This window comes from Achromobacter sp. CSND-B12 (genome assembly GCF_052906545.1).
In genome coordinates this window covers 4,041,563-4,064,064 of record NZ_JBREGJ010000001.1, presented here as the reverse complement: position 1 = coordinate 4,064,064, position 22,502 = coordinate 4,041,563, and the positions used below count along the sequence as shown (strand labels likewise).

General features: G+C 66.3%; 23 protein-coding genes and 1 tRNA gene. 12 read left to right on the top strand and 12 right to left on the bottom strand.

All coding sequences use genetic code 11. The features are described from left to right. Positions 1–54 precede the first annotated feature (54 nt). The 6 genes from ACUTAG_RS19150 to ACUTAG_RS19125 all read left to right on the top strand — a co-directional run bounded on the left by ACUTAG_RS19150 (position 55) and on the right by ACUTAG_RS19125 (position 5,091). Entirely contained in the window at positions 55–1,095 is a 1,041-nt protein-coding gene (locus ACUTAG_RS19150; RefSeq protein WP_446650268.1) for an aminoglycoside phosphotransferase family protein, read from the top strand. Then, positions 1,095–1,781 (top strand): N-acetylmuramate alpha-1-phosphate uridylyltransferase MurU, encoded by a 687-nt coding sequence (gene murU / locus ACUTAG_RS19145; RefSeq protein WP_238926781.1) that lies wholly within the window; start codon positions 1,095–1,097, stop codon positions 1,779–1,781. The genes ACUTAG_RS19150 and murU overlap by 1 nt, the downstream gene beginning before the upstream one ends. A 159-nt stretch (positions 1,782–1,940) precedes the next feature. Then, positions 1,941–2,639 carry a DUF6776 family protein gene (locus ACUTAG_RS19140; protein WP_006388844.1) on the top strand — a complete coding sequence of 233 codons (699 nt, stop codon included), beginning with the start codon at positions 1,941–1,943 and terminating at the stop codon, positions 2,637–2,639. A gap of 135 nt (positions 2,640–2,774) precedes the next feature. Continuing rightward, positions 2,775–4,421: an FAD-dependent monooxygenase gene (locus tag ACUTAG_RS19135; RefSeq protein ID WP_446650267.1), complete on the top strand. Its 1,647-nt coding sequence runs from the start codon at positions 2,775–2,777 to the stop codon at positions 4,419–4,421. Further along, entirely contained in the window at positions 4,418–4,639 is a 222-nt protein-coding gene (locus tag ACUTAG_RS19130; protein ID WP_006388842.1) for a hypothetical protein, read from the top strand. Before ACUTAG_RS19135 ends, ACUTAG_RS19130 begins: the two co-directional genes overlap by 4 nt. After that, positions 4,636–5,091 (top strand): MarR family winged helix-turn-helix transcriptional regulator, encoded by a 456-nt coding sequence (locus tag ACUTAG_RS19125; protein WP_006388841.1) that lies wholly within the window; start codon positions 4,636–4,638, stop codon positions 5,089–5,091. The genes ACUTAG_RS19130 and ACUTAG_RS19125 overlap by 4 nt, the downstream gene beginning before the upstream one ends. A 56-nt stretch (positions 5,092–5,147) precedes the next feature. On the opposite strand, the gene ACUTAG_RS19120 is transcribed toward ACUTAG_RS19125, so the two are convergent. The 3 genes from ACUTAG_RS19120 to ACUTAG_RS19110 form a co-directional block, all read right to left on the bottom strand. After that, positions 5,148–5,474 (bottom strand): 4a-hydroxytetrahydrobiopterin dehydratase, encoded by a 327-nt coding sequence (locus tag ACUTAG_RS19120; RefSeq protein WP_020925100.1) that lies wholly within the window; start codon positions 5,472–5,474, stop codon positions 5,148–5,150. Between the two features lie 11 nt (positions 5,475–5,485). Then, on the bottom strand, positions 5,486–6,133 hold the full coding sequence (locus ACUTAG_RS19115; protein WP_035183793.1) for an OmpA family protein: 648 nt from the start codon (positions 6,131–6,133) through the stop codon (positions 5,486–5,488). Between the two features lie 84 nt (positions 6,134–6,217). Then, entirely contained in the window at positions 6,218–6,901 is a 684-nt protein-coding gene (locus ACUTAG_RS19110) for an HAD family hydrolase (protein WP_446650266.1), read from the bottom strand. Between the two features lie 94 nt (positions 6,902–6,995). Between ACUTAG_RS19110 and ACUTAG_RS19105 the strand changes: the two genes are divergently transcribed. Together ACUTAG_RS19105 and ACUTAG_RS19100 are read left to right on the top strand one after the other, a co-directional pair. Further along, positions 6,996–7,199, top strand: a complete 204-nt coding sequence (locus ACUTAG_RS19105; RefSeq protein WP_127481515.1) for a hypothetical protein — start codon at positions 6,996–6,998, stop codon at positions 7,197–7,199. 44 nt (positions 7,200–7,243) lie between these two features. Continuing rightward, positions 7,244–7,867: an FMN-dependent NADH-azoreductase gene (locus tag ACUTAG_RS19100; RefSeq protein ID WP_054496861.1), complete on the top strand. Its 624-nt coding sequence runs from the start codon at positions 7,244–7,246 to the stop codon at positions 7,865–7,867. Between the two features lie 108 nt (positions 7,868–7,975). Here ACUTAG_RS19100 and ACUTAG_RS19095 read toward each other — a convergent pair whose 3' ends face one another. From ACUTAG_RS19095 to ACUTAG_RS19070, 6 genes are all read right to left on the bottom strand, one after another. Next, complete coding sequence (locus ACUTAG_RS19095; RefSeq protein WP_026382364.1) at positions 7,976–8,902, bottom strand: SphA family protein; 927 nt, start codon at positions 8,900–8,902, stop codon at positions 7,976–7,978. 113 nt (positions 8,903–9,015) lie between these two features. After that, the gene (locus ACUTAG_RS19090) at positions 9,016–9,828 is read right to left on the bottom strand and encodes a polysaccharide deacetylase family protein (protein ID WP_054439578.1); all 813 of its coding nucleotides are present in this window, start codon (positions 9,826–9,828) and stop codon (positions 9,016–9,018) included. A 73-nt stretch (positions 9,829–9,901) separates the two neighbouring features. After that, complete coding sequence (locus ACUTAG_RS19085; protein ID WP_232066967.1) at positions 9,902–10,768, bottom strand: fumarylacetoacetate hydrolase family protein; 867 nt, start codon at positions 10,766–10,768, stop codon at positions 9,902–9,904. Positions 10,769–10,844: 76 nt separating this feature from the next. Further along, positions 10,845–11,834, bottom strand: coding sequence for a PDR/VanB family oxidoreductase (locus ACUTAG_RS19080; RefSeq protein ID WP_446650265.1), 990 nt, complete (start codon positions 11,832–11,834; stop codon positions 10,845–10,847). A 1-nt stretch (position 11,835) separates the two neighbouring features. Beyond that, a complete protein-coding gene (locus ACUTAG_RS19075) occupies positions 11,836–12,060 on the bottom strand; it encodes a ferredoxin (RefSeq protein WP_047992630.1) in 225 nt (74 codons plus the stop codon). Positions 12,061–12,066: 6 nt separating this feature from the next. After that, positions 12,067–13,287 (bottom strand): cytochrome P450, encoded by a 1,221-nt coding sequence (locus ACUTAG_RS19070; RefSeq protein WP_241071306.1) that lies wholly within the window; start codon positions 13,285–13,287, stop codon positions 12,067–12,069. A 292-nt stretch (positions 13,288–13,579) separates the two neighbouring features. Here ACUTAG_RS19070 and ACUTAG_RS19065 point away from each other — a divergent pair, with 292 nt between their 5' ends. Then, complete coding sequence (locus ACUTAG_RS19065) at positions 13,580–14,551, top strand: AraC family transcriptional regulator (RefSeq protein WP_446650264.1); 972 nt, start codon at positions 13,580–13,582, stop codon at positions 14,549–14,551. A gap of 268 nt (positions 14,552–14,819) precedes the next feature. Here ACUTAG_RS19065 and ACUTAG_RS19060 read toward each other — a convergent pair. Continuing rightward, a tRNA-Lys gene (locus ACUTAG_RS19060) sits at positions 14,820–14,895 on the bottom strand. Between the two features lie 173 nt (positions 14,896–15,068). Further along, positions 15,069–15,815 (bottom strand): 3-oxoacyl-ACP reductase family protein, encoded by a 747-nt coding sequence (locus ACUTAG_RS19055; RefSeq protein WP_026382369.1) that lies wholly within the window; start codon positions 15,813–15,815, stop codon positions 15,069–15,071. A 117-nt stretch (positions 15,816–15,932) separates the two neighbouring features. On the opposite strand from ACUTAG_RS19055, the gene ACUTAG_RS19050 reads away from it, so the two are divergent. Both ACUTAG_RS19050 and ACUTAG_RS19045 read left to right on the top strand, forming a co-directional pair. Then, positions 15,933–16,577: a TetR/AcrR family transcriptional regulator gene (locus ACUTAG_RS19050; RefSeq protein ID WP_006388830.1), complete on the top strand. Its 645-nt coding sequence runs from the start codon at positions 15,933–15,935 to the stop codon at positions 16,575–16,577. 11 nt (positions 16,578–16,588) lie between these two features. After that, positions 16,589–18,184, top strand: a complete 1,596-nt coding sequence (locus tag ACUTAG_RS19045; RefSeq protein ID WP_006388829.1) for a sensor domain-containing diguanylate cyclase — start codon at positions 16,589–16,591, stop codon at positions 18,182–18,184. 6 nt (positions 18,185–18,190) lie between these two features. On the opposite strand, the gene ACUTAG_RS19040 is transcribed toward ACUTAG_RS19045, so the two are convergent. Continuing rightward, a complete protein-coding gene (locus ACUTAG_RS19040) occupies positions 18,191–20,263 on the bottom strand; it encodes an AsmA family protein (protein ID WP_020925109.1) in 2,073 nt (690 codons plus the stop codon). A gap of 295 nt (positions 20,264–20,558) precedes the next feature. Here ACUTAG_RS19040 and ACUTAG_RS19035 point away from each other — a divergent pair, with 295 nt between their 5' ends. Beyond that, a complete protein-coding gene (locus ACUTAG_RS19035; RefSeq protein WP_035183791.1) occupies positions 20,559–22,487 on the top strand; it encodes an LTA synthase family protein in 1,929 nt (642 codons plus the stop codon). The last annotated feature ends 15 nt before the right edge of the window (positions 22,488–22,502 follow it).

The window sequence follows — 22,502 nt, the reverse complement described above, 5'->3', positions numbered from 1 at the left end:
TATGTGCGCGCAACCCATTTTTCCGCAATATTGCACTTCTGACACGGATCTTCCTTGAAAAACGATCATGACCCCCGCCTGGAGCAGATCCGCGCCTGGCTGCAGGGCCTGCCCGCCGCGTTGGGACTGGCGGTGGATACCCTGCGCCCCGCCTCCGCCGACGCCAGCTTCCGCCGCTATTTCCGCCTGGACGCCGCCGGTCGTACCCTGATTGTGATGGACGCCCCGCCCCAGCATGAAGATTGCCGCCCCTTCCTGCATGTGGACCAGCTTCTGAGCGACGCCGGCCTGAACGTGCCCGCCGTCATCGAGCAGGACCTCAGCCAGGGACTGCTGCTGTTGTCCGACCTGGGCGAGCAGACCTATTACCAGCGCATCCAGGACGGCGTGGACGACGCCAGCCTGCAATCGATGTACCGCGACGCCCTGGCGGCGCTGGTGCGCCTGCAGCAGGCCAGGACCACCGGCCTGGCCCACTACGACAGCGCGCGGCTGGCCGAAGAACTCAAGCTGTTTCCCGAGTGGTACGTACAGAAGCACCACGGCGCCACGCTCGACGACAAGACCGCCCAGGCGCTGGAAAAGATCTTCGCCCTGCTCTCGGCCAGCAATGGCAACCAGCCCACGGTGCTGGTGCATCGCGACTACCATTCGCCCAACCTGATGGTCTGCGACCAGCCGCAATACGGCCCCAACCCCGGCGTCATCGACTTCCAGGACGCCCTTGCCGGCCCCATCACCTATGACCTGGCGTCGCTGGTGACGGATGCCCGGACCACCTGGGAAGAGCCCCAGCAGCTCGACTGGGCCATCCGCTACTGGGAAATGGCGCGCGCGGCCGGGCTGCCGGTCGACGCCGATTTCGCCGAGTTCCACCGCGCCTACGAATGGATGGGCCTGCAGCGCAACCTGCGCATCCTGGGCGTGTTCGCGCGCCTGAACCACCGCGACGGCAAGGCCCACTACCTGGCCCATATGCCGCGGGTGAACGGCTACGTGCGCCAAGTGGCGCAGCGCTACGGCGTCTTCACGCCCCTGCTGCGCCTGCTGGACAGGCTCGACGACCGCCAGGTCAGCGTCGGATACACCTTCTGATGCGCGCCATGATCCTCGCCGCGGGCCGCGGCGAACGCATGCGTCCGCTGACCGACCGGCTGCCCAAGCCGCTGCTGCCGGTCGGCGGCAAGCCGCTGATCGCCTGGCACCTGGAACGGCTGGCCGCGGCCGGCTTCCGGGACGTTGTCATCAACCACGCCTGGCTCGGCCACGAGATCGAGCGCGCCCTGGCCGACGGCGCCGCCTTCGGCCTGCGGATCCGTTATTCCCCCGAGGCCGCCGCCCTGGAAACCGCCGGCGGCATTGCCCAGGCGCTGCCGCTGCTGGGACCGGATCCGTTCCTCGTCATCAACGGCGACATCTGGTGCGACTGGAACCCGGCCGCCGCCCCCGCCCTGGCAACCGCGCTGCCCACGGGCGGCGCCTGGCTGCTGATGGTCGACAATCCGCCGCAACATCCCCTCGGCGATTTCGCGCTGGACCGCGACGGCCGCGTCCGCGCTGACGGCGAACCCCGTTTGACCTTCTCCGGCATCGGCGTCTACCATCCCATGCTATTCGCGGGCGTGGCCCGCGGCACGGCCGCGCGGCTCGCACCGCTGCTGCGGCAGGCCATGGAGCATGATCACGTCCGCGGCGCGCGCCACACCGGCCGCTGGGTCGACGTCGGCACCCCCCAACGACTGGCAGACCTCGATGCCGAGCTCGGTTCCAGTCCGGCCTGAGGTCCGCTCGATGCCCACATATTTCACAATATCAAGGTGCGCAACCAGGCTTGTCCGCGTACCCATCGCGCCCGGTTAACCGGGTATTCTCTGACGCTTTGGCCAGTGCGCGCGGCGCGCGGCCAGGCACAACACACAGGACGTTTTCTAGGAATGGGGATGTTTGGAAGATCGCAACGGGCCGTATTCAAGCCCTCCGTATACCAACCCGGCCAACGCACGCGCCGCATGCCGCGCTGGCTGGTCCTGCTGCTGGTGGGCATCGCCCTCGGCGCGGGCGGCGTGCTCTTCCTGCAGACCAACTACGGCCCGCAGCGGCTGACCGTCGAGCAATCCGAACAACTGCACACCGAACTCAGCGCCTCCAAGCTGGAAAACCAGCGCCTGCAAAGCCAGCTCGAAGAAGCCACGCAGCAGCGCGACGCCAACAAATCCGGTCATGAAAAGCTCACCGCGGACCTGGCCGACGCCCGCGCCAAGCTGGACACGCTGAACAAGGAACTGGTGCTGTTCCAGGACGCCATGCCGCCCGATCCGCGCGGCGGCAACCTGGGCATCCGCTCGGCCACCTTCAAGCGCCAGCCCGGCCTGCTCGACTACCAGGTGCTGGTGATGCGCGAAGAGCGCACCGGCGCGCCCTTCAAGGGCACGCTCACCTTCTCGATCGATGGCAGCTACTCCAATGGCCGCGCCGCCACCGTCACGCCGGAAGGCCCCGCCCTCAACGTCGACCGTTACGACTACGCCCTGGGCCAGTTGAAGTTGCCGGACGGCTTCACGCCCAAGGTCGTGGTGCTGCGCGTCATGGACGGCAACCAGAAACAGCAGGCGATGCGCATCTATTACGTGCGCAACTGAAGTGCGCAACTGAACGCCATCGCGCCACACGGAACCCGCCCTCGCCGGCGGGTTTTTTTTGGTCCAGTCGAAATGGTTGCGCACTCAACCATTTCGATCATATAGTTGCGCAAACAACCAACTATCGGAGACCTCATGACACTGCCTGCCCACGTGCCCGTCCTGATCGTCGGCGGCGGTCCGGTGGGGCTCACCCTGGCCGCCCTGCTCGCGCACTACGGCATCGCCTCGCTCACGCTGGAAGCCGACGACGGCTATTGCGACGGCAGCCGCGCCATCTGCATCTCGCGCCGCTCGCAGGAAATACTCGGCTGGATCGGCGCCGACGCGGCGCTCAATGCCACCGGACTGCCGTGGACCGGCGGCCGCAGCTACTACCGCGACCGCGAAGTGCTGCACTTCGAAATGCCGCACGACCCGCTGCAGCGCTTCGCGCCCATGGTCAACATCCAGCAGTACTTCGTCGAGGAATACGCCCATCAGGCCTTGCAACGCCAGCCAGGCCCGGCGGCACTGCATTGGTCCGCCCGCGCCGTCGGCGTGCGCTCGACGGCGGACGGCGTGCAGGTCGATGTGGACATCGCCGGACACCGCCATGCCTTGCGGGCCGACTGGCTGGTGGCCTGCGATGGCGGGCGCAGCAGCGTGCGGGAAGCGCTCGGCCTGAAGCTGGAGGGCATGCAATACGAAGGCCGCTACGTCATCGTCGATATCGAACAGGCGTCCCACCGGCCGGTGGAACGCCTGGCCTGGTTCGATCCGCCCTCCAATCCCGGCTCGACGCTGTTGATGCACCGCCAACCCGGCAATGTCTGGCGGGTGGACTACCAGATCCGCGACGACGAAGACGCGGCCGACGCCGTCGCCCCCGGCAACGTGCTGCCCCGCGTGCAGAGCCATCTGGACATGATTGGCGAAACAGCGCCATGGAAGCCGCTCTGGATCTCGCTCTACAACGCCAAATGCCTGACGCTGGAGCGCTACCGCCATGGCCGCGTGCTGTTCGCGGGCGACGCCGCCCACCTGGTGCCGATCTTCGGCGTGCGCGGCCTGAATTCGGGCCTGGACGATGCCGGCAACCTGGCCTGGAAGCTGGCCTGGAAGCTGGCCTGGGTCCTGCGCGGCCAGGCGCCCGACAGCCTGCTCGACAGCTACAGCGACGAACGCGTCCACGCCACCCGCCAGAACCTGGCCTACGGCGCCAAGAGCACCGAATTCATGGCGCCCCCCGACTTCGGCTTTCGGCTGATGCGCGAGGCCGCGCTGCGGCTGGCCTTGAGCGACGAGCGAGTGCGGCCGCTGATCAATCCGCGCCAGTCCGCCCCCCTCTCCTACGAGGGCTCGCCGCTGAACCTGGCGGACGATGCCGCCGCGCAGCCCCTGGCCGCCGCGCCCGGCCAGCCGGCTCCCGACCTGCTGCTGGCCGATGCCGACGCCGTTCCGCGCTACCTCAGCGCTTGTTTCGGCCAGGGCTTCGTGCTGCTGGCCTGCGCGCCGGATGCGGCGATGGCCGCTGGCCTGCAAAGGCTGGCCGCCGCCACCCGCCAGGCGCCCGACCCGCTGGTCACGATCGTGGTGGGCGGGCCCGCGCCGGGCGCCTGGAGCGATCCGCACGGGCATCTGCACGAGCGGTTTGGCGCGCAACCCGGCACGGCCTGGCTGCTGCGCCCGGACGGCTACGTGATGGGCCGCTGGGCCATGCCCGACGCAACGGCCCTGCGCGCCGCACTGGCGCCCTACTACCCCATGCTCGAATCGTCCCGCCAGGAGACACAACCATGAACGACGACCAACTGGACCAGGTCTACACCCGGATGGCGCAGGCCCTGACACGGGTGGGCGAAGCGCGGGCGCCGCTGTTCCTGTCGATCCTGGGCCTGTCGGCGCTGGCGCGCCTGCCCGACGCCCAGGCGGCCTGCGCCTTGCTGGCGCAGGCCGAGGCCGCCTGCGCCGCCCCTGTGGCAAACTATCCCGCCGCCACCGCCGACAGCCCGACGTGACCACGCCCGCCCTCGAACGATTCCTGACCTATCGCCTCCACGTGATCAACAAGATCACCGACCGGGACACGAATCGCGCCTACCTGGAAGATTGCGGCATCCCGCTGGGGGAAGCGCGCTGCCTGGCGGCCATCGGCCGCTACGCGCCGCTATCGGTCAACGACCTGGCCCGGGCCGCCAACCTGAACAAGGGCCAGGCCAGCCGTTCGGCCCAGGCCCTGGCCGGGCGCGGGCTGATCGAGAAAAAGGATTCGGCCGCGGATGGCCGCGGCGTCGTGCTGTCCCTGACCCCCACCGGCCAGGCGCAGTATCGGCGCATCATCGACCTGATCGCGCGCCGCAACCAGGATATCTTCGGCTGCCTGAGCGCCGAAGAGCAGCGCCAATTGGGCGACATGCTCGACCGCCTGATCGCGCACCAGCGCGAACGCCCCGAGGCGCCGCAAGACTGAGCGCCGCCGGCTCGTCCGCCCGCCGGTGGGCGGGCGGACTGCCTTCCCGCCGCCTCCTAGAGGCCCGCTTTCGGCGCGGTCGCGCCCATCTGCGCGGCGGCCTCGTCCATGAATTGCGCCATGCGCACATCCAGCTCGGTCACGCCGCCCGCGTCATGCGTGGTCAACATGACGTCCACCCGGTTGTAGACGTTGGTCCATTCGGGGTGGTGATTGAGCTTCTCGGCGAACATGGCCACGCGCGCCATGAAGCCGAAAGCGGCGTTGAAATTGGGGAACCGGAAGCGCTTTTCGATGGCGTCGCGCATCGCGACCGCCTGCCAACCGGACAGGGCGGCGACCGCGGTGTCGGTGCCAATGCGGGCTGGAGGAAACATGCTCATGGTGAACTCCGCTACGACTTGACCGCGTACAGATAGACTTCGACCCGGCGATTCAGCGCCCGGCCTTCGGCGGTGGCATTGTCGCCGATCGGATCGCTGGGTCCGCGTCCCTCGACCGAAAGCCGTGTCGCCGCCACGCCCTGGCGCGACAGATAATCCGTCACGCTGCGCGCCCGGTTCACCGACAGGGTCTGGTTGTGCGCCAACGCGCCCGTGCTGTCGGTATGGCCCACCACCTTGGCGCGCAACTCGGGATGCTGGTTGAGCGAACGCGCCACGCTGTCCAGCACCGGCAGCAACGCCGGCTTGAGATCGGTCTTGTCGGTGTCGAAGGACACATTGCTGGGAATATTGACCTTCAGGCTGCCATCCGGCATTTCGACCACGTCGATGCCCAGCGAAGTCGCGCCCGACCGCTGCACATCGTCCTTCACCACCTTCCAGTTGTAGCCGATCAGGCCGCCGGCCACCGCGCCGATGCCGGCGCCCACGGCCGCGCCGGTGCCATGGCCGATCAGGGCGCCGATGCCGGCCCCCACGGCGGCGCCGGCCCCGGTCCCCACGGCGGTATTGGTTTGCTGCTGGGTGGCGCAACCCGCCAGCAGGGCGCCCGATGCCGCGACTACAGCGATACGCTTGAGCATTGTTCTTGAGTACATGACAACCTCCACGATCCTGTCGGTGCGCCGGCACCATGCCGGCAGGATCATGTTAAGCCCAGGTCCGTCCCCCGTGTCAGCCGGCTACGCGCAACAGTTTGTACCGTCGCGGCCGGCCCCGCCGAACCGGGCCAGCCACGGCAACGCATCTTCCAGTCGCGCCGACTGCGCGGCGGGCGCCGGCGCGCCCGCCGGCAATGCCAGGCCGACACGATTGTGCCAGTAGGTGGCCAGCCCCACCTTGCTGGTGCCGAACAGGTCATATCCGGAACCCGCCACGAACGCCGCCTGCGATGCCGGCGTTTCCAGGCGCGCCAGCGCCAGCTGGTAGGGCCGCGGGTCCGGCTTGTAGTAGCCCGCCTCTTCCGAAGTCACCACCACGTCCCAATCCACGTCCAGCAGGTCCGCCGCGCGGTGTCCCAGGCGCCTCGAACAATTGGTCACCACGCCCAGCCGGCAGTGCGGCCGCAAGGCAGCCAGCAACTCCCGCGCTCCATCCCACGCCGCAAGCTGATCCCAACCCGCCTCCAACGCCGCCGGCGCGCTGGCCGGCAATCCGACCGCCAAGGCCGCCGCCTCGACCAGTTGCTCATACGGCTGGTAGGCGCCGCAGCCATAGGTCAGGCGCAGATATTCCGCGCGCCAGGCCCGGCCTCGCGCCTCGGACCCCGCGGCGGCATTCCACACCGTCCAGGAATCCAGCAACGCGGTCAACAGATCGAACAGCACGACACGGGGATAGGCGGCGGGCGCGGCAACGGCGGACATGGCAATACTCCTTGGAATTCGATGGCACCACTATAGAGACATGGCCGCTGGCCGTGATTTAGCCTGAATGCAAGCACCTTTAAGTTGAACCTTAATGCTGGCAGGCCTGCGCGAAGTGGGCACGGCAGGCGTGCGCGGCGCGATCCAGGGCAGTGCGGGCGATCGCCACGATCACGAAAACGTGCCGTCCGGCGGCGCGCGAACGCGCGGAGCGGCCGGGCTTGCAATTGAATCGGGTCACGATAAAATTGCCTTCGAAACAATTGCAATTGCAATTATCTTGCCCGGCGTGGCGTGATTGGCCGCGGCCAGCCCTTCCCGCCCTTCTCCGGATCACGCAGCATGCGTCTCTTGAACATCGAATCCTCCCCGCGCGGCCCCCGCTCCGCGTCGATCTCCATCGCCAACGCCTTCATCGATGCCTACGGCAAGGCCTGCCCCGCGCTGCAGGTCGATACGCTGAATGTCTGGGAGGAAGACCTGCCGGAATTCGACGGCAAGGCGATAGGCGCCAAGTACAAAGGCGTGTCGAAAGAACCGCTGGACCCTGCCGAAGCGTCGATCTGGACACGCATCGGCGCGCTCGCGCGGCGCTTCCAGCAAGCGGACCGGATCGTCCTGGGGGTGCCGATGTGGAATTTCGACTACCCCTACAAGCTCAAGCAGCTGATCGACCTGGTCAGCCAGCGCGGAATGTTGTTCGGCTTCGACGGCAAAGCCTACGAACCGCTGCTCGGCATCCCGCGCGCCTTGGTCATCCACGTGCGCGGACAGAGCCACGATCCATCCACGTACGCGGCCAGCCCCGGCTTCGCGCATCAGGCCGACTATCTCGACTTCTGGCTCCGCTTCATCGGCGTCAAGGAGATCCGGCGCCTGATGGTGGAACACACCTGGGATGGCAGGGCGACGGAGACCATTGCGCGCGGCCGGGCTGACGCCGCGACGATGGCGGCGGATTTCTAGCCCCGCCGGCTACCCGCGGAATCCGTGTCCGCCGGGTCCGACAGGCACGAGAATACGCCTTACCGGGCGAGGATCCACCCGGTAAGGCCGTGGCTGGAGCCTGGCCCTCTAGTTGAATGCCTTGTTGAAAAACAGATAGGCCGCATTGGGCGCCAGCGAATTGCGCGTGAACACGGAAAATTGAGCTTTGAACTTGACGCTGCACTTGCAGTCGGGAATGTTGTACGACACCACCGGTCCCACCGCCGCGCCGGCGAACCGGTTCCCCGACCTGCGCTCTCCATTGACTTTGTCGTCGGTCAACTGCCGTGCGTAGTAGCCCGCCACGCCCAACTGCCACCGGCCGACCACTTCGCTGACCGCGACATCGACGTCCGCGACCAGACCGTTCTTGTAGCCGTTCGCGGAGTTCTTGCCAGCGATGTCCAGAAAGTAGCTCATGCTGAACTCCGTGCCATCGCCCAGGAAGTTGGGGCCGGTCAGATAGGTGAACGCGCCGTTCGGGATGTAGTAGTAGGTATGGCGCCCTGGTGAATACAGATCGGCGGAATCGTATTTGCCGGTGGGCAGCACCATCGAGTATCCCAACTTCATCGTCAGCCCTCGCGGCCTGCCCCCCTCGATAGTCCCCAGGTGCTTGCTCCACATGAGGACGTCGGTATAGATGTCGTTCATGCCCTGGAAATTCTGGCGCTTGCCATTGACGGTAATGCTGCCCCAGGAATACCCGGAGGCGACGGAACTGGCCAAGGTGCCGCCGAACAGTTTTTGGGGATAGACGTAGAGCAGGCCGAACTCGGCGATCCCGCCTGGCAGACGCACCGAGGTGGTCGGACTCATTCCGGCGTTGTCATAGAACCTGTCTCCATATGCGCCCACGGCGATGAGCGAGCCGTAGAACCCGGCCTCAGGCGGCAGGTAGGCGCTTTGTATGTCGGTGCCGCCGACCGGACCGCCAAATGTCACGCCCTGCGCGGCCATCACGCCGCGCGACAGCGCCAGGGCCAGCATGCCTGGAATGATGAGTCGCCTCATGGTTTGTCTCCCTTGTTCGTGTTTTCTGTTTTTGCAATCCGCCCGGCATGGCCGGGTCCTGCCAGCGTCCTGCATGGACCCTGATCACTGCGCCTGCAAAGGCCCGTCCCGCATCAGCGCGGGCCCGCGCCTGCCGCCGTCGTTTTTGACGCCAGGTCCCTGGCCAGCCCGAAACGAGAGGAACCGAACTCACCTGCCAGGCGTCTCATGAAGTCTTCGAATCCGAACCATGCCCGGTTGCCTGATGTGAACGGATGCACCACCAGCACCCAGGGCTCCTGCGGCCGGGAGGTCTCGTGGGCCACCGCCAATTGATAGAACTTGTCGTAGGCGGCGGCGTCATCGAGCGCGCCGAAGATCCCGCCAAAGCGCGGATGGATCATGGCGCCATCGATCAGCGCGGGCTCGGTGGGCAGAACGTCGAGCCGGCTCACGACCGTCGACGCGCGGCCGGATGCGCCGCCGTCGGTCGCAGGAAGTGCCTGCGACACATATCGGATGCCATGCGCTTGCAGCACATCGTCGGTCCAGCCATTGATGGCCAGCCCCGGCGGCCGAAACCCCACCGGCGCCTCGCCGGTCAGAGTACGGATGCTCGTCACCGCGCGTTCAATCAGGCGGTTTTCCTCCTCACGCGAAGCAATGTCCAGCCACGATTCATGCCGCCAGCCATGAACCGCGATCTCGTGGCCCGCGCCATGCCAGCGCTTCATCTCTTCCGGATACCGCTCGGCCGCATACCCTTCCGCGAAATAGGTACAACGGATTTTCAGATCCGCCAGCAGCTTGAGAATGCGCGGATGGCCCAGTTCAAGCCCAAGCCTGTTGTAGGCATCCCACTCCGCCGACGGCACGTCCGCGGGGCACCCCCATGGCAGCTGTTCACCCGCCGCGCTGCCGAAATTGTCAAAGGTGATACACAGCATGATCTGTCGCTCAATTTGAAATGGATGTTGATGGCCGTCCCGCTGGAGGGCACCGATCTTGCGGCGAAACGGGTCAGGCGCGAACCGCGCCCGCGGCCACCACCCGGTTCTCGATTTCTCCGATGTTTTCGATCTGCATGCGCACGACGTCTCCAGGCGCGAGGAAAATGGGAGGCTGGCGCGCGGCTCCGATACCGGCCGGCGTACCCGTGGCCAGCACGTCGCCGGGCTCCAGCGTCATGGCGTGGCTCAGTTCTTCAATCTGCTCGAAGATGTTGAAACGCATGTCCGCCGTGCTGCCGTCTTGCCGCAAGTCGCCATTGACCCAAGTGCGGATCCGCAGCGCATGCGGGTCCGGAATCTCATCGACCGTCGTCATCCAGGGCCCCAACGGCCCCAGCGAATCGAATGACTTGGCCAGCGTCATGGTCGGGCTGCGGCCATGCCGTTCACGGACGCTGGCATCGTTGCAGACCGTATAGCCGGCGATGTAGTCGACGGCATGCCGCGCCGGAACATTGCGGCAGCGGCGACCGATGATCACCGCCAGTTCCACCTCGTAGTCGAGCGTCGACATGCCGGCCGGGATGACGAGGTCATCGAACGGCCCGGAAATACAGGAGACCTGCTTGTTGAACCAGACCTGGTGCTCGCCGACCTGTATCTTCAAACGGGCGATTTCGCGCAGATGGGATTCGTAGTTGCCGCCAATCGCCAGAAACGTCGACGGACGCCGGATCGGCGGCAACAACCGGACCGAGGACAAGGGCAAGCGCGTCTTCGATTCCCGCGCCAGCAGCGCCAGCACTTGCCAGGAAGTGGCCAGGCCGGGCAGCCAGTCGAAGAGATCCGGCGACAGCGACGGCAAACCGGCGGTCACGTCGACAATCGTGTCTGCTTCGACCACGCCGATGCGGTCCTTGCCGCCTTCGCGGAACATGGCTAGTTTCATCTTCTTTCCTGAAGGGTGGATGAGGGTGCTTCCGAACGGAGATTCCAGGCAGCGCCAGGCCGTTTCACAGATCCAGCGTGAGCACGGCCGATCTCGCGCGCGATACGCAAGGCAGGATGACGTCGTTGGCCGCGCGCTCCGCATCGGAGAGCACGTCGTCGCGATGGTCCGGGATGCCGTCGAGCACCCGCGTCAGGCACATGCCGCAGACGCCCTGTTCACAGGACAGCGGCACCTCGACACCTGCCCGGTTCAGCGCGGTAACTATCGAGCAACCCGCGGGCACTTCGATGCGCCTTCCGCTGCGCGCCGTGCACACCTCGAAGCCAGTATCCACGGCTGCGCCTGTCGAATCCGACGGGCTTGCGCCGAAACGCTCATAGTGCAGGCGATGGGACAGGGCGTAGCGCTCACGCAGCGTCAAGGCCTCGGCAAGCATGGCGTTGGGGCCGCACAGATAGACGTGCTGGTCTGCGCTCAGGCCGCCGAAGAGCGCGTCGAGGTCCAGCTTCTGGTGCGCGGGATCATCGTCGAAGTGATAGCGGACCCGATCACGGTAGGCGCTGGCATCGATACGATCCACGAACGCTGCGGCGGCGTAGCTGCGCGCGCAGTAGTGCATCTCGAAGTCCAGCCCCTGCGATGCCAGATGCTGCGCCATCGAGATGATGGGCGTGATGCCGATACCTCCCGCAACCAGCACGATGCGCCGGTGCTGGGGCGACAGGGAAAAGAAATTGCCAGGCCCTCTCACCTGCAGCGTGTCGCCCACGTCGCAGGTGTCGCACAGATAATGCGCGCCACCGTGCAACGACGAATGGTGGATGCCCAGCAAGTAGTGGTCGCGCTCGCCGGGGGCATTGCACAAGGAGTACGCCCGGGTGCCTCCCGGCACCCGCACCTCGACATGATCGCCAGGCGCGATTTCGGAGAGCGACGCGCCATGTTCGTCCACGAGTTTGAGCGCGAATATCCGTTCGGCCAGGCGATAGCGGTCCGCCAGGCGCATGGGCCGCCATTCGCTCATCGCGCGGCGTCGGGTCTGGTCGTCCATGCTATGCCCACGCGTCGTCGCCGGAGCGAAAAAAGAAGATCGCCTGCGTCGGGCACTCGCTCGCCGCCCGCGCGATCTGCTCGGCATGGACATCGAGCTGCGCATCGGGCACCAATTGTGCGCGATTCGTCTCATAGTCGAGCCTGAACACTTGAGGACAAAGGCCTGCGCAGTTGCCAAACCCGCAACACATGCCGCCCTGTATCTGTACGATGACCTGGTTCATGATCGCTCAACCTTCGGAGCCGCGCAGATCGACCGTCATGCGCAACAACATCGGGAAGGTCAGGTCCGGCACGCGATCGAGTCGGGTCTCCGTCAGGCGCATCCGGGGAAAGCGCTGGAAGATCGTTCGCAGCAGGACATCGCCCTCAAGGCGGGAAAGCTGCGACCCCAGACAGAAGTGCCCTCCCCCCGCGAAAGCCAGATGACGGTTGTCGGAACGGTCGATCACGAATCGGTCGGCATGGGGAAAGCGGGCCTCGTCGCGGCTCGCCGCATGAAGCCCCAGCAAGAGGCGCTGGCCCTTTTTGACTTCGCTGCCACCGACCACAAACGCTTCCGATGCGTAGCGGTGCACGAAATGCACGGGAGCGTCGTAGCGCAACGATTCTTCCCAAGCCGCGCGGGCGAGATCCGGCTGCGCGACCAGGCGGGCCCTCTCGTCGTCATGGTTCAGGAAGGCCAGCACCGCATTGCTCATCGCCACCTTGGTCGTGTGATAACTGGCGACAAGAAAACCGATCAGGGTCGTGACCAGCTCGGATCGGGTCAGGCCGTTGTCCGCGTCTTCGGCCGCCATCAACGCACCGACGAAATCATCTTCCGGCAGTTTTCCCTTGAGCGCATCCAGCACATCATCCATGTACTCGTAGTAGAAGGCGGCGGACGCATCCGCTTCGGCCAGGCGCTCCGGCGTGATGTCAGCCACGCTCAGCACCGCGTTCAGGCCATGCTGCCGCGCGAACAGTTCGGCGGCATCCGAAACCGGCACATGCAGCAGCCGGCACGCGATCTCTGCCGGCACTGGATCCGCGAACGCCGAGACGAAATCGATCTCGCCGGCGCCGGCGAGCCTGTCCAGATGGTCCACGATGACCTTCTCCACCCAGCCGCGCATGTTGGCCACGGTCTTTGGATTGAACGCGGGCGTGACGATGCGTCGGATACGCGTATGGTCCGGCGCGTCGATATTCGGCAGCGATTCACGGTAAAAGCGCGACGCGGCGCCCTTGCCGATCCGTTCGGGGAATTCGCCAGGCGCCTGCTGCACCGTGGCCAAGGGGTTGCGCAGCACCTCGTCGACGTCGCGGTACCGCGTCAGGACTTTGCAACTTTCCCCGTTGATCTCGATATCGAAAAGCGGGAAATCCTTCTGCAGCCTGCGATAGGTGGGATAGCGGTCGGCGAGAAAGTCGGCCGATTTCAGATCGGGGGTGTCGAGAGATTGCATCGTTCTTTTGAAAATAGGTCGGCAATCCGTCGTGCTTGCCGCGCCCCGCCCTGGTGTCTCCGGTATGCGAGGCGCTTGCACGTCGGTCTGGCGCTAGTATGGTTTTCTCCAGCATCGCGAGGGACTCGTTTCCTTTCGCAAGAGAGCCGTTCGGGTATGAGCAGGGTCTGAACCACGCTAGGGGATCCACGGATTGCGCGCGGCGGCCCGCGGTGCTTCCCTTATGCCCTGGAGTCGGGAATGACAACCGGCGCCGGAGGAATTGCCGGGCAGGATCGATGGAATACGGAAAATGGACCCGATAACCGCTGCGCTTGATACGTGCCGCTTCGCCGAGATCGAAGCAGGCCAGGCACAATCGAGCAATCCATGGGCCGTACATATGCCGGGCGGCGTATGGCCAGTCTCGATGTATGTCTTCACCGGCGCGGCCTGCAGTCTGTTCATGACGCGGTCCGGACAACGCAAAACCCTGCGCGACAAAAGCGTGTGCCTGATCCTGCGTGCGCAGGAACACCTCGTCCAGGATTCGCTGCTCACCCGGCCCAATCAGCCCGTCGATCTGCGCAACCCCGCCAAGGCCGACCGCTTCCAGACGATCGCGTTCGGGGAATCCCCCGAAACGGGCGTGACATCGACGTTTTTCGTGGGAATGGCGCCGGCAAGGGGTGCGAACACGTCGCTGTTCGACGCGCTGCCGGACGTATTGCTGCTGGATTTCGACGAACTGCCGGCGTGGTTGAGCCAGGCAACGGATGCCATTCGCGACGAGCTGACCTGGCAGCGCCCGGGATTTCGAGCGGTGGCGTTGCGCCAGGCCGAGTTGGCCGTGCTCAACCTGATCCGCCATTACATCGCCTCGCATACGCCCACGCTGCCCGCGTGGATATCGCTGCCGGATCACTCCCGAGTGGCGGCGGCCTTGCGCGAGTTCCATCGCGATATCTCCCGGCCCTGGACGCTGGAAATGCTCGCCGACGTGGCGGGAACATCGCGCTCGCGTTTGATCGCCGCGGCGCAGCGCGAACTGCGTGAAGGTCTCTTCAGCTACGTCACGCGCATCAGAATGCAGGAAGCATCAAGGCTGTTGGCCGATACCTCGGCATCGGTCGGCCAGATCGCCTGGCAGGTGGGATATCGATCCGAAGCCGCGTTCTCGATCGCGTTCAAGCGATACAGCGGCGTGCAGCCGCGTCAGTTTCGCGGTGGCGCCGGGGGCGCCGGCACCGGCACTCCCGGCGCCGACACGCCGTCCAAGCACTGACTCCACAAAACAAAAAGCCCACCGCAAAGGGTGGACGCTTGCTTGAATCCTGGTGCGCTGTGACTGTGACTGTGACTGTGACTGTGACTGGCTCGTGGCCCTACCAGGGCATGCTCGCCTCTGGATGATCGGACCTGCGGAACCGCCGCCAGGCATCGCTACCGCACCGCGCTCCCCGAGCTGAGGGGACCAGCCCAGGTGGCTCAACCGGGCAATGAAAAACGCCCTGGTTGCCAGGCAACCAGGGCGTAGATTTCATTAGGAATTCTGGTGGGCTGTGAGTGGCTCGAACACTCGACCTACGGATTAAGAGTCCGCTGCTCTACCAACTGAGCTAACAGCCCTGCATGCTCATCCACATCTGCTTGGGACCCGGCGCTTTCGCGTCGTTGCCGCTGCGTTTCGTTGTGTTTGAACTGCGAAGAAGCGAGATTATAGGGAGCTTTTTTTAAATGTGCAAGTCGGTTGTCGATCCGCCGCAAAAAGTTGCCAGCCGGGGACAACCGAAGCGCCGCGATCAGGCCGCGTAGCCGCCATCCACCGCCAGGCTGGCTCCCGTCACGTAGCGCCCGTCCGGCCCGGCCAGGAAGGCGACCATGCCCGCGATGTCGCGCGTCTCACCGTAATGTGGCAGTGACAGCACCGCCACCAGGTCGCCGGCGCGTTCGCCGTCGGCCGGGTTCATGTCGGTGTCGATGGGCCCCGGGTGCACCACGTTGGCGGTGATGCCGCGCGCGCCAAGGTCGCGCGCCAGTCCACGCGTCATTCCCAGCAACGCCGACTTGCTGGCCGAGTACAGCGTCACGCCCGCGCGGCCCGAGCGTTCCGCCAGGCAACTGCCGATATTGATGATGCGCCCGCCGTCCGGCATCGACGCCTGCGCCGCCTGGATGGCCACGAATGGCGCGCGCACGTTGATGTTCATGGTGCGCTCGTAGTCGTCCAGCGTGACCTCGTCCAGCGGGCCGGCGAGGAAGATGCCCGCGTTGTTCACCAGCACGTCCACGGGCCCCAGTTCGTCGATGGCCTGCTCCACCGCCTGGCGCACCTGCGCCGGATCGGCCGAATCCGCCTGGATGGCCCGCGCGCGGCGGCCGCCGGCTTCCAGCTCGCGTGCCAGCGCGGCGGCGCTGTCGCGCGACGACGCGCTGACATAGGTGAAGGCGACATCGGCGCCATCCGCCGCCAGGCGCCGCACGATCGCCGCGCCGATGCCGCGGCTGCCGCCGGTTACGAAAGCCACTTTTCCGTTCAGATTCTGCATGGTTCAACCTTAATTTGTAGTGATCAGTACAAATATGATCCGACGCCCACGAACGGACGTCAATGATTTTTTTATCGATCAACACAAAATATCTGTCCCGAGTAAAATCATGCGCATATGGCAGAACGTGGGCGCCCCCGGAACTTCGACCGAGCCCAGGCCTTGCGCAAGGCCATGGAAGTCTTCTGGTCGAAGGGATACGAAGGAGCATCGCTAACCGATCTGACGGCCGCGATGGGCATCAACTCGCCCAGCCTCTACGGCGCATTCGGCTCAAAAGAAGGACTATTTCGCGAGGCCGTGCAGCTTTATCGCGACACCGATGGCGCCGCTTCGCGCCGCGCGCTGGCCGCGGGCGCCACCGCCCGCGAAGGGGTCTGCGGCATGCTGCTGGCGGCGGCCGAGCGCTTCACCGCCCCTGGCGCCCCGCCCGGTTGCCTGATCGTGCTGGGCGCGCCGTCCGGCGCGGAAAGCCACGACGGCGTGGGCGTCTTCCTGGGCGACAACCGCCGCGAAATGCAAAGCCGCATCCTCGCCCGCCTGACCGCTGCCGCCAGCGCCGGCGAGCTGCCCGCGGGGGCCGACCTGAAAGGCCTCGCGGCGTTCTACACCACGATCCTTCACGGAATGTCGATCCAGGCGCGCGACGGCGCCAGCCGCAAGACCCTGCAAGCCGTGGCGCGCCAGGCAATGTGCGCCTGGGATGCGCTCACGGGCAGCGCGCCCCAATCCGACCCGCCCTCCGGCCGGGCTCACGCCTGACGCCCCCTTCCATGCTCCGCATCGACCTACGGCGCCTCATCCTCTGGATCAGCCTGCTGTCGATCTTCCTGGTACTGGCGGCGGGCCTGCATGCCAGCTACCTGGTGCAGCGCGACCTGCTGCTGCATAACGCGCTCGAGAGCAACCGGGTCTACGCGGCCAAGCTGGCGGCCACCACCGAATATTTCCTGGGCGACCTGCGCCGGCACCTGGCCTATAGCGCCGATGTGCTGGCGGACATGGAGACCCATCCCGGACTCATGGCGTCGGAAACCCGCCGCCAGGAAGAGCAGCTGGGCCATTTCAACTCCAGCTTCGTGGTATCGGCGCAAGGCGAGGTGCTGGCGGTGTCGACCTCGTATCCGCAGCTGCGGGGCCAGCACATGACCAGCGACGCCGCCAAGACGGCGCTGACCACGCGGCGGCCGTTCATCAGCGAACCGTTTCGCGCCAGCAACGGGCGCTGGCTGATCCTGTACACCCATCCCATCTTCTCGCGCGACTACCGCTATCTCGGCTATATCGCCGGCACGCTCTACCTGCACGAGGACAACGTGCTGGACCGCCTGCTGGGCCAGCATTTCAACCGCGACGATTCCCTGTTGTACGTGCTGTCGCGCGATGGCACCCTGATCTACCATCCGGACCGCAGCCGCCTCGGCCAGGCGTCCGCCGACAAGGCCGCGCTGGCCGCGGCGTTGCGCGGCGAGACCGGCGAAATCCGTTTCACCGACGCCTCCCGCAACGCGATCCTGGCAGGCTATGCGCCCGTGCCCAGCACCGGCTGGACCATCATCGCGCAACGGCCGGTCGCCAGCACCTTGCTGCCGCTGAACGATCTGCTGATGGCGACGGCGCGCAACACCCTGCCGTTGCTGGTGATGTCGATCGTGCTGATCTGGTTGCTGTCGCGCTGGATCGCCCGCCCGCTCGGCGAGCTGGCCGGCATTGCCAAGCGCATGCAGGACCCCGATTCCGCCGAGCGCATCCGCAAGGTGCGCTCCTGGTATTTCGAGGCCTCGCAGCTCAAGCGCGCGCTGTTGATGGGACTGACGTCGATCCAGCACAAGATCCGCGACCTGCGCCGCGCGTCCACCACCGACACCCTGACCAGCCTGCTGAACCGGCGTGGCCTGAACGAGGCCATGGCGTTGCTGCAGGCGGCCGAGACGCCGCTGGCCATCGTGGCGCTGGACATCGATCACTTCAAGAACATCAACGACCGCTACGGCCACGCCGCCGGCGACCGCGCCCTGCAGATTCTGGCGGCGTTGCTGACCGAAGGTTCACGCGGCGGCGACACCGTCGCCCGCAGCGGCGGCGAGGAATTCGTGATGCTGATGCCCGGCGCGTCGCTGGCGGCCGCGGTGGGCGCCGCCGAGCGCCTGCGCCTGAAACTCGAACGGCTGGGGACCGACACGGGCCTGCCCGCCCCCATCACCCTGTCGGCCGGCGTGGCCTGCTACCCCGCCCATGGCGCGACGCTGGACGAAGTCATGCAACGCGCCGACCGCGCCCTCTACTACGCCAAGAACCACGGCCGCAACGCGGTCTGCGTGGCGGACAACCATGCCGCGGACGGCGCGCGCATGGCGCTGCCGCGCTGACCGCGCCTACTTGCCCTTGGGCGCGGGCGCCTTGGGCGGTGTCCGCATCTGCTTGAGCAGCGTGCCGCAAGAATTGTCGTCGGTCGTGCTGGGCGCGATCAGGGCCAGCAGGCCGGCGGCGGGCGTCAGGATCACGCCCAACGCCACCATGCCCGCGCCGCGCGCCGCCAGCGGTCCCACGTGCACGCCCACGTCCGGCGATCCGAAGGTGCCGCGCACGTACAGCGGCGAACGCAGCGAGAAGATGCGAAAACCCTTGCTGTCCGGCGTGATGTCCAGATCCAGTTTCTCGTTCTTGAAATCGGTGGTGCCTGTGATGTTGATCAGCGCGTTCTCGGTGTCGAACACGAATACGCGCGGTGTCATCACGCCGTTCTTCATCGACAGATCGGCGGCGCCGCAGTTGATCTTCACCTCGTCGTCACCGAACAGTTTGGAGACCACATAATTGCCGACATTGAGTCCGGCGATCTCCATCAGGCTGCGACTGATCACGCCATCGTTGACCAGCATCTTCACATCACCGCTGGCCGATCCCAGCAGCGCGGCCACCGAATTGCCGGTGCCGGACAACGCCAGGTCGCCATTGAGTTCGCCCAGCGTCTTCTGCATGGCCTGCGCGGAGGGAAACAACTGCTTCAGGCGCAGCCGCCGCGCATGCATGTCGACGCGTCCCGTAAGCGTCTGCTGGGAACCGTCCAGCCGCACCGTCGCGGCCATGCTGCCGCCCGCCATGCCGAAGCGCAGCGGGTCCAGCGTCAGCTGGCCGTCCTGCAGCACCAGATGGACCGACAGATCGGACAGGGGCAACTTGGCGTCATGCACGATGCGGCCGGCCTCCAGCGCCACGTCGGCGTCCATGTCGCGCCAGCGATCGGTACGAAACGCCTGGGTCGGCAGGACCTTGCCGCCGGCCCGCTTGGCCGGCGCATCCTTGGGCTTGTCCTGGGCCGGCGCCTGCTTGCCCGAGGGCACGCCGATCAGCGGCCCCAGGTCTTCCATGCGCAACTGCCTGGACGTCAGCTTGCCGGTCAGCTTGGGACGCGGCGCGCTCAACGCGAACGACACGTCGCCGTGCAGGTCGCTGCCGCCGACCCGGCCGTTGAAGTCGCGGTAATCGAAGACGGCGCCGCCGGCGTTGCGCAGCTTGGCCACCAGATGGCCGTCGGTCGAATACGGCGGCGTGTCCGGCAGGGTCACGCCGGTCAGCGGATACAGTTGCGCCATCGACCCCCCGGAGAGTTTCAGCCGCAGGTCCAGCGCGCCCAGGTTCACCGGGTCGGTCAGCGTGCCGGCGACCGCTGCCTTGGTGCCGCCGATTGTCACATCGGCCTGCACCGGGAAGGGCTGCCTGGGGTCCTGCAAGGCGAGCATGCCGCCCACCTTGCCTTCGCCCTTGGTCGCCAGGCCCTTGTATTTGCCCTCGGCCTTCCAGCCGAAAACGTAGTCGCGCGGCGCCGTGGCGGCCGCATCCTCCGGCACGAAGGAAGCGCCCGCGACATCGGCGAAAGGCACCGGTTTGCCCAAGGGGTCGACCACCACGGTCAGGTCGGCCTGCAGGATCGCGTCCGACAGGCCGACCCGCCCCTTGTCGAAGCCGATTTCATTGATATCCAGCACCCAGGGCGACGGCTCGCCCGACTCGGGCAGCGTGAAAACCCAATTGGCGCGGCCATCCGCCAGCCGCTCCAGGTCGGCGGCGGGCTCGGTCAGCTGGATCCGGCGTATCACCACCCGCTGGCTCAGCAACGGCAGCGGCGACAGGCTGAACTCGCCGCGTTTCAGGGTGGCGAACTGCGGCGCCTTGCCCCATTCGGTGTTGGCGACGCTGATGTCATTGGCCACGACGCGCGGCCATGGCACCCAGGCACGCCAGCCGCCTTCGTCCGATTCCCGCGACCATTCCACGCTGAGATCGCCATTGATGGCGAAGGGACGGCCGATGGCCGCGCTGACCCGCTCGTTGATCATCGGCCGGGCACGGTTCCAGTCGAAGGTCGCGACCACCACCACCAGCACCGCCACCAGGAGGACAATGCCCCCCACGATTCCGCCCGCTATTTTTGTTTTGCGTGTCATCGTTATGATCCTTGCCGTTGCCGCCGGAACGCCGATACCGGCCCTATTTACCCTCAAGGGTAGCGCGCCCGGCCAGGCGGGTTAAGCTTGCCGGCCCCATAATGTGTACGGATTTTTCCATGTCATAGAGAGCCCGGTCGGCAAAAGTTACAAAGCGGCCGGGCGAAAGCGGAGGTTTCGCTGGCATGGCAGGAATAATCCATACCGAATTTTTGACGCCGGCCCTGTTCAAATGCGCGGGGCGATCGACCCGCCGCGCGTTCGGCGCGGAACCGCGGCACTACCTGGAGGCCCGATGCGGCATTCAAGCTTGATTTTCGTGGTGGCGGCCTTTGCGCTGCTCACCCTCAGCCGCCTGGCCCTGGCCGCATGGCAATGGCAGCGCGTACGCAACGCGGGCGGCCTGCTGCCGCTGCTGCTGGGCGGCCTGCGCATCGACGCCCACCAGATCGGCGTCATGGCGGCGCTGCCGGCGGTGTTGTCGCCATGGTTCGGGCATTTGCCATTTGCCGCCACGGCCGCCGGCATCTGGTATCTGGTGGCTTTCATCCTGATGGCGTTCCTCGAGGTGGCCACGCCGCCTTTCATCCTGGAATACGACACCCGTCCCAACCGGCTGTTCGTCGAATACCTGAAGCACCCGCGCGAAGTCTCCGGCATGCTGTGGCGTGGCTACAAGGGTGCGCTGCTGGGCGGCTTCGGCGCCCTGGGGTTGATCGGCTGGGGCGCGTATGAGCTGTTCGGCCACGCCGTGCCCGATGCGCCACTGGCCTGGTGGCAGATGCCGCTGGCCAGCCTGGCGATCCTGGCCGTGGTGATCCTGGCGATCCGCGGCACGCTGGGCCACCGTCCCATCAATCCGTCATCGGTCGCCTACAGTTCGGACGGCATGCTCAACACCCTGGCGCTGAACTCGCTGTACAACGTGTTCTACGCCGTCTACAGCATGAAGAACGAGAAGTCGGCCTCGGCCGTGTATGGCGGCATGGACGACGACGACATGCATCGCCGCGTGCTGACGCAAGCCGGCCTGCCTTACCCGCCGGCCAACGCCGACCACCCCAGCCTGCATCGCCAGCCCGCCAGCCGTAAAACCGCCCGCCCCCTCAACCTGGTCATCATCCTGGAAGAGAGCCTGGGCGCCCAATACAGCGCCGGCCTGGGCGGCATGGACCTGACGCCCGAACTGGACGCGCTGGCGCGCCAGGCCTGGACCTTCACCCGCGCCTACGCCACCGGCACGCGCTCCGTGCGCGGCCTGGAGGCCGTGGTGACGGGTTTCCTGCCGACTCCGGCGCAGGCGGTGCTGAAGCTGCCGCGATCGCAGCGCGGCTTCTTCTCGCTGGCCGACCTGCTGGGCCGCCACGGCTACCACTCGCGCTTCATCTACGGCGGCGAATCGCACTTCGACAACATGAAAGGCTTCTTCCTGGGCAACGGTTTCAAGCAGATCGTCGACCGCGAGGACTTCGTCGATCCCGCCTTCGTCGGCACCTGGGGCGCGTCGGACGAGGACATGTTCAACCAGCTCGACCGCCTGCTGCGCGAAGATGGCGACCAGCCCACCTTCACCCTGGCCTTCAGCGTGTCGAACCATTCGCCGTGGGAATATCCGGCGGGCCGCATCCAGACCGACGGCAATCCGGCCACGGTGGAAAACACCGTGCGCTATGCCGACTGGGCGCTGGGCCGCTTCTTCGAGCGCGCCAAGGACGCGCCGTATTGGGAAAACACCGTATTCCTGATTGCCGCCGACCATGACTCGCGCGTGTTCGGCGCCAGCCTGGTGCCGGTGCGCCATTTCCATATACCGGCGGTGATCCTGGGCGCGGGTATCGAAGCGCGGCGCGACGATCGCCTGATCAGCCAGATCGACCTGGCGCCGACGCTGTTGTCGCTGATCGGCGTCGACACCGAGCACCCCATGCTGGGCCACGACCTGACCCGCAGCACCCCGGGCCGCGCCATCATGCAGTACGACAACACCTATGGCTACCTGAAGGAAAACGACCTGCTGGTGATGGCGCCGAACAAGACGCCCGTGCAATACCGCTACACCGCGCCCGAAGACTACGCGCCGGTGGCGCTGGACCCGGAACTGGCCGAGGAAGCGCTGGCACACGCGCTGTGGCCCAGCTGGGCCTACCGCGAAGGCCGCTACTGCATCCCCGCCGCGGCCGCGCCCGCGCAAACCGCGTCCGCGCCGCTGACGGCCACGCGCTGAGCCACGCGGCGGCCG

Coding starts and splice junctions, on each gene's coding strand:
- ACUTAG_RS19120 (WP_020925100.1), bottom strand. CDS start 5,474: ATGAGCATGTTTCCTCCAGCCCGCATTGGCACCGACACCGCGGTCGCC.
- ACUTAG_RS19090 (WP_054439578.1), bottom strand. CDS start 9,828: ATGCTGTGTATCACCTTTGACAATTTCGGCAGCGCGGCGGGTGAACAG.
- ACUTAG_RS19140 (WP_006388844.1), top strand. CDS start 1,941: ATGTTTGGAAGATCGCAACGGGCCGTATTCAAGCCCTCCGTATACCAA.
- ACUTAG_RS19075 (WP_047992630.1), bottom strand. CDS start 12,060: ATGAACCAGGTCATCGTACAGATACAGGGCGGCATGTGTTGCGGGTTT.
- ACUTAG_RS19095 (WP_026382364.1), bottom strand. CDS start 8,902: ATGAGGCGACTCATCATTCCAGGCATGCTGGCCCTGGCGCTGTCGCGC.
- ACUTAG_RS19045 (WP_006388829.1), top strand. CDS start 16,589: ATGCTCCGCATCGACCTACGGCGCCTCATCCTCTGGATCAGCCTGCTG.
- ACUTAG_RS19110 (WP_446650266.1), bottom strand. CDS start 6,901: ATGTCCGCCGTTGCCGCGCCCGCCGCCTATCCCCGTGTCGTGCTGTTC.
- ACUTAG_RS19135 (WP_446650267.1), top strand. CDS start 2,775: ATGACACTGCCTGCCCACGTGCCCGTCCTGATCGTCGGCGGCGGTCCG.
- ACUTAG_RS19100 (WP_054496861.1), top strand. CDS start 7,244: ATGCGTCTCTTGAACATCGAATCCTCCCCGCGCGGCCCCCGCTCCGCG.
- ACUTAG_RS19105 (WP_127481515.1), top strand. CDS start 6,996: ATGCTGGCAGGCCTGCGCGAAGTGGGCACGGCAGGCGTGCGCGGCGCG.
- murU (WP_238926781.1), top strand. CDS start 1,095: ATGCGCGCCATGATCCTCGCCGCGGGCCGCGGCGAACGCATGCGTCCG.
- ACUTAG_RS19080 (WP_446650265.1), bottom strand. CDS start 11,834: ATGGACGACCAGACCCGACGCCGCGCGATGAGCGAATGGCGGCCCATG.
- ACUTAG_RS19065 (WP_446650264.1), top strand. CDS start 13,580: ATGGACCCGATAACCGCTGCGCTTGATACGTGCCGCTTCGCCGAGATC.
- ACUTAG_RS19040 (WP_020925109.1), bottom strand. CDS start 20,263: ATGACACGCAAAACAAAAATAGCGGGCGGAATCGTGGGGGGCATTGTC.
- ACUTAG_RS19085 (WP_232066967.1), bottom strand. CDS start 10,768: ATGTTCCGCGAAGGCGGCAAGGACCGCATCGGCGTGGTCGAAGCAGAC.
- ACUTAG_RS19130 (WP_006388842.1), top strand. CDS start 4,418: ATGAACGACGACCAACTGGACCAGGTCTACACCCGGATGGCGCAGGCC.
- ACUTAG_RS19055 (WP_026382369.1), bottom strand. CDS start 15,815: ATGCAGAATCTGAACGGAAAAGTGGCTTTCGTAACCGGCGGCAGCCGC.
- ACUTAG_RS19050 (WP_006388830.1), top strand. CDS start 15,933: ATGGCAGAACGTGGGCGCCCCCGGAACTTCGACCGAGCCCAGGCCTTG.
- ACUTAG_RS19115 (WP_035183793.1), bottom strand. CDS start 6,133: ATGTACTCAAGAACAATGCTCAAGCGTATCGCTGTAGTCGCGGCATCG.
- ACUTAG_RS19035 (WP_035183791.1), top strand. CDS start 20,559: ATGCGGCATTCAAGCTTGATTTTCGTGGTGGCGGCCTTTGCGCTGCTC.
- ACUTAG_RS19070 (WP_241071306.1), bottom strand. CDS start 13,287: ATGCAATCTCTCGACACCCCCGATCTGAAATCGGCCGACTTTCTCGCC.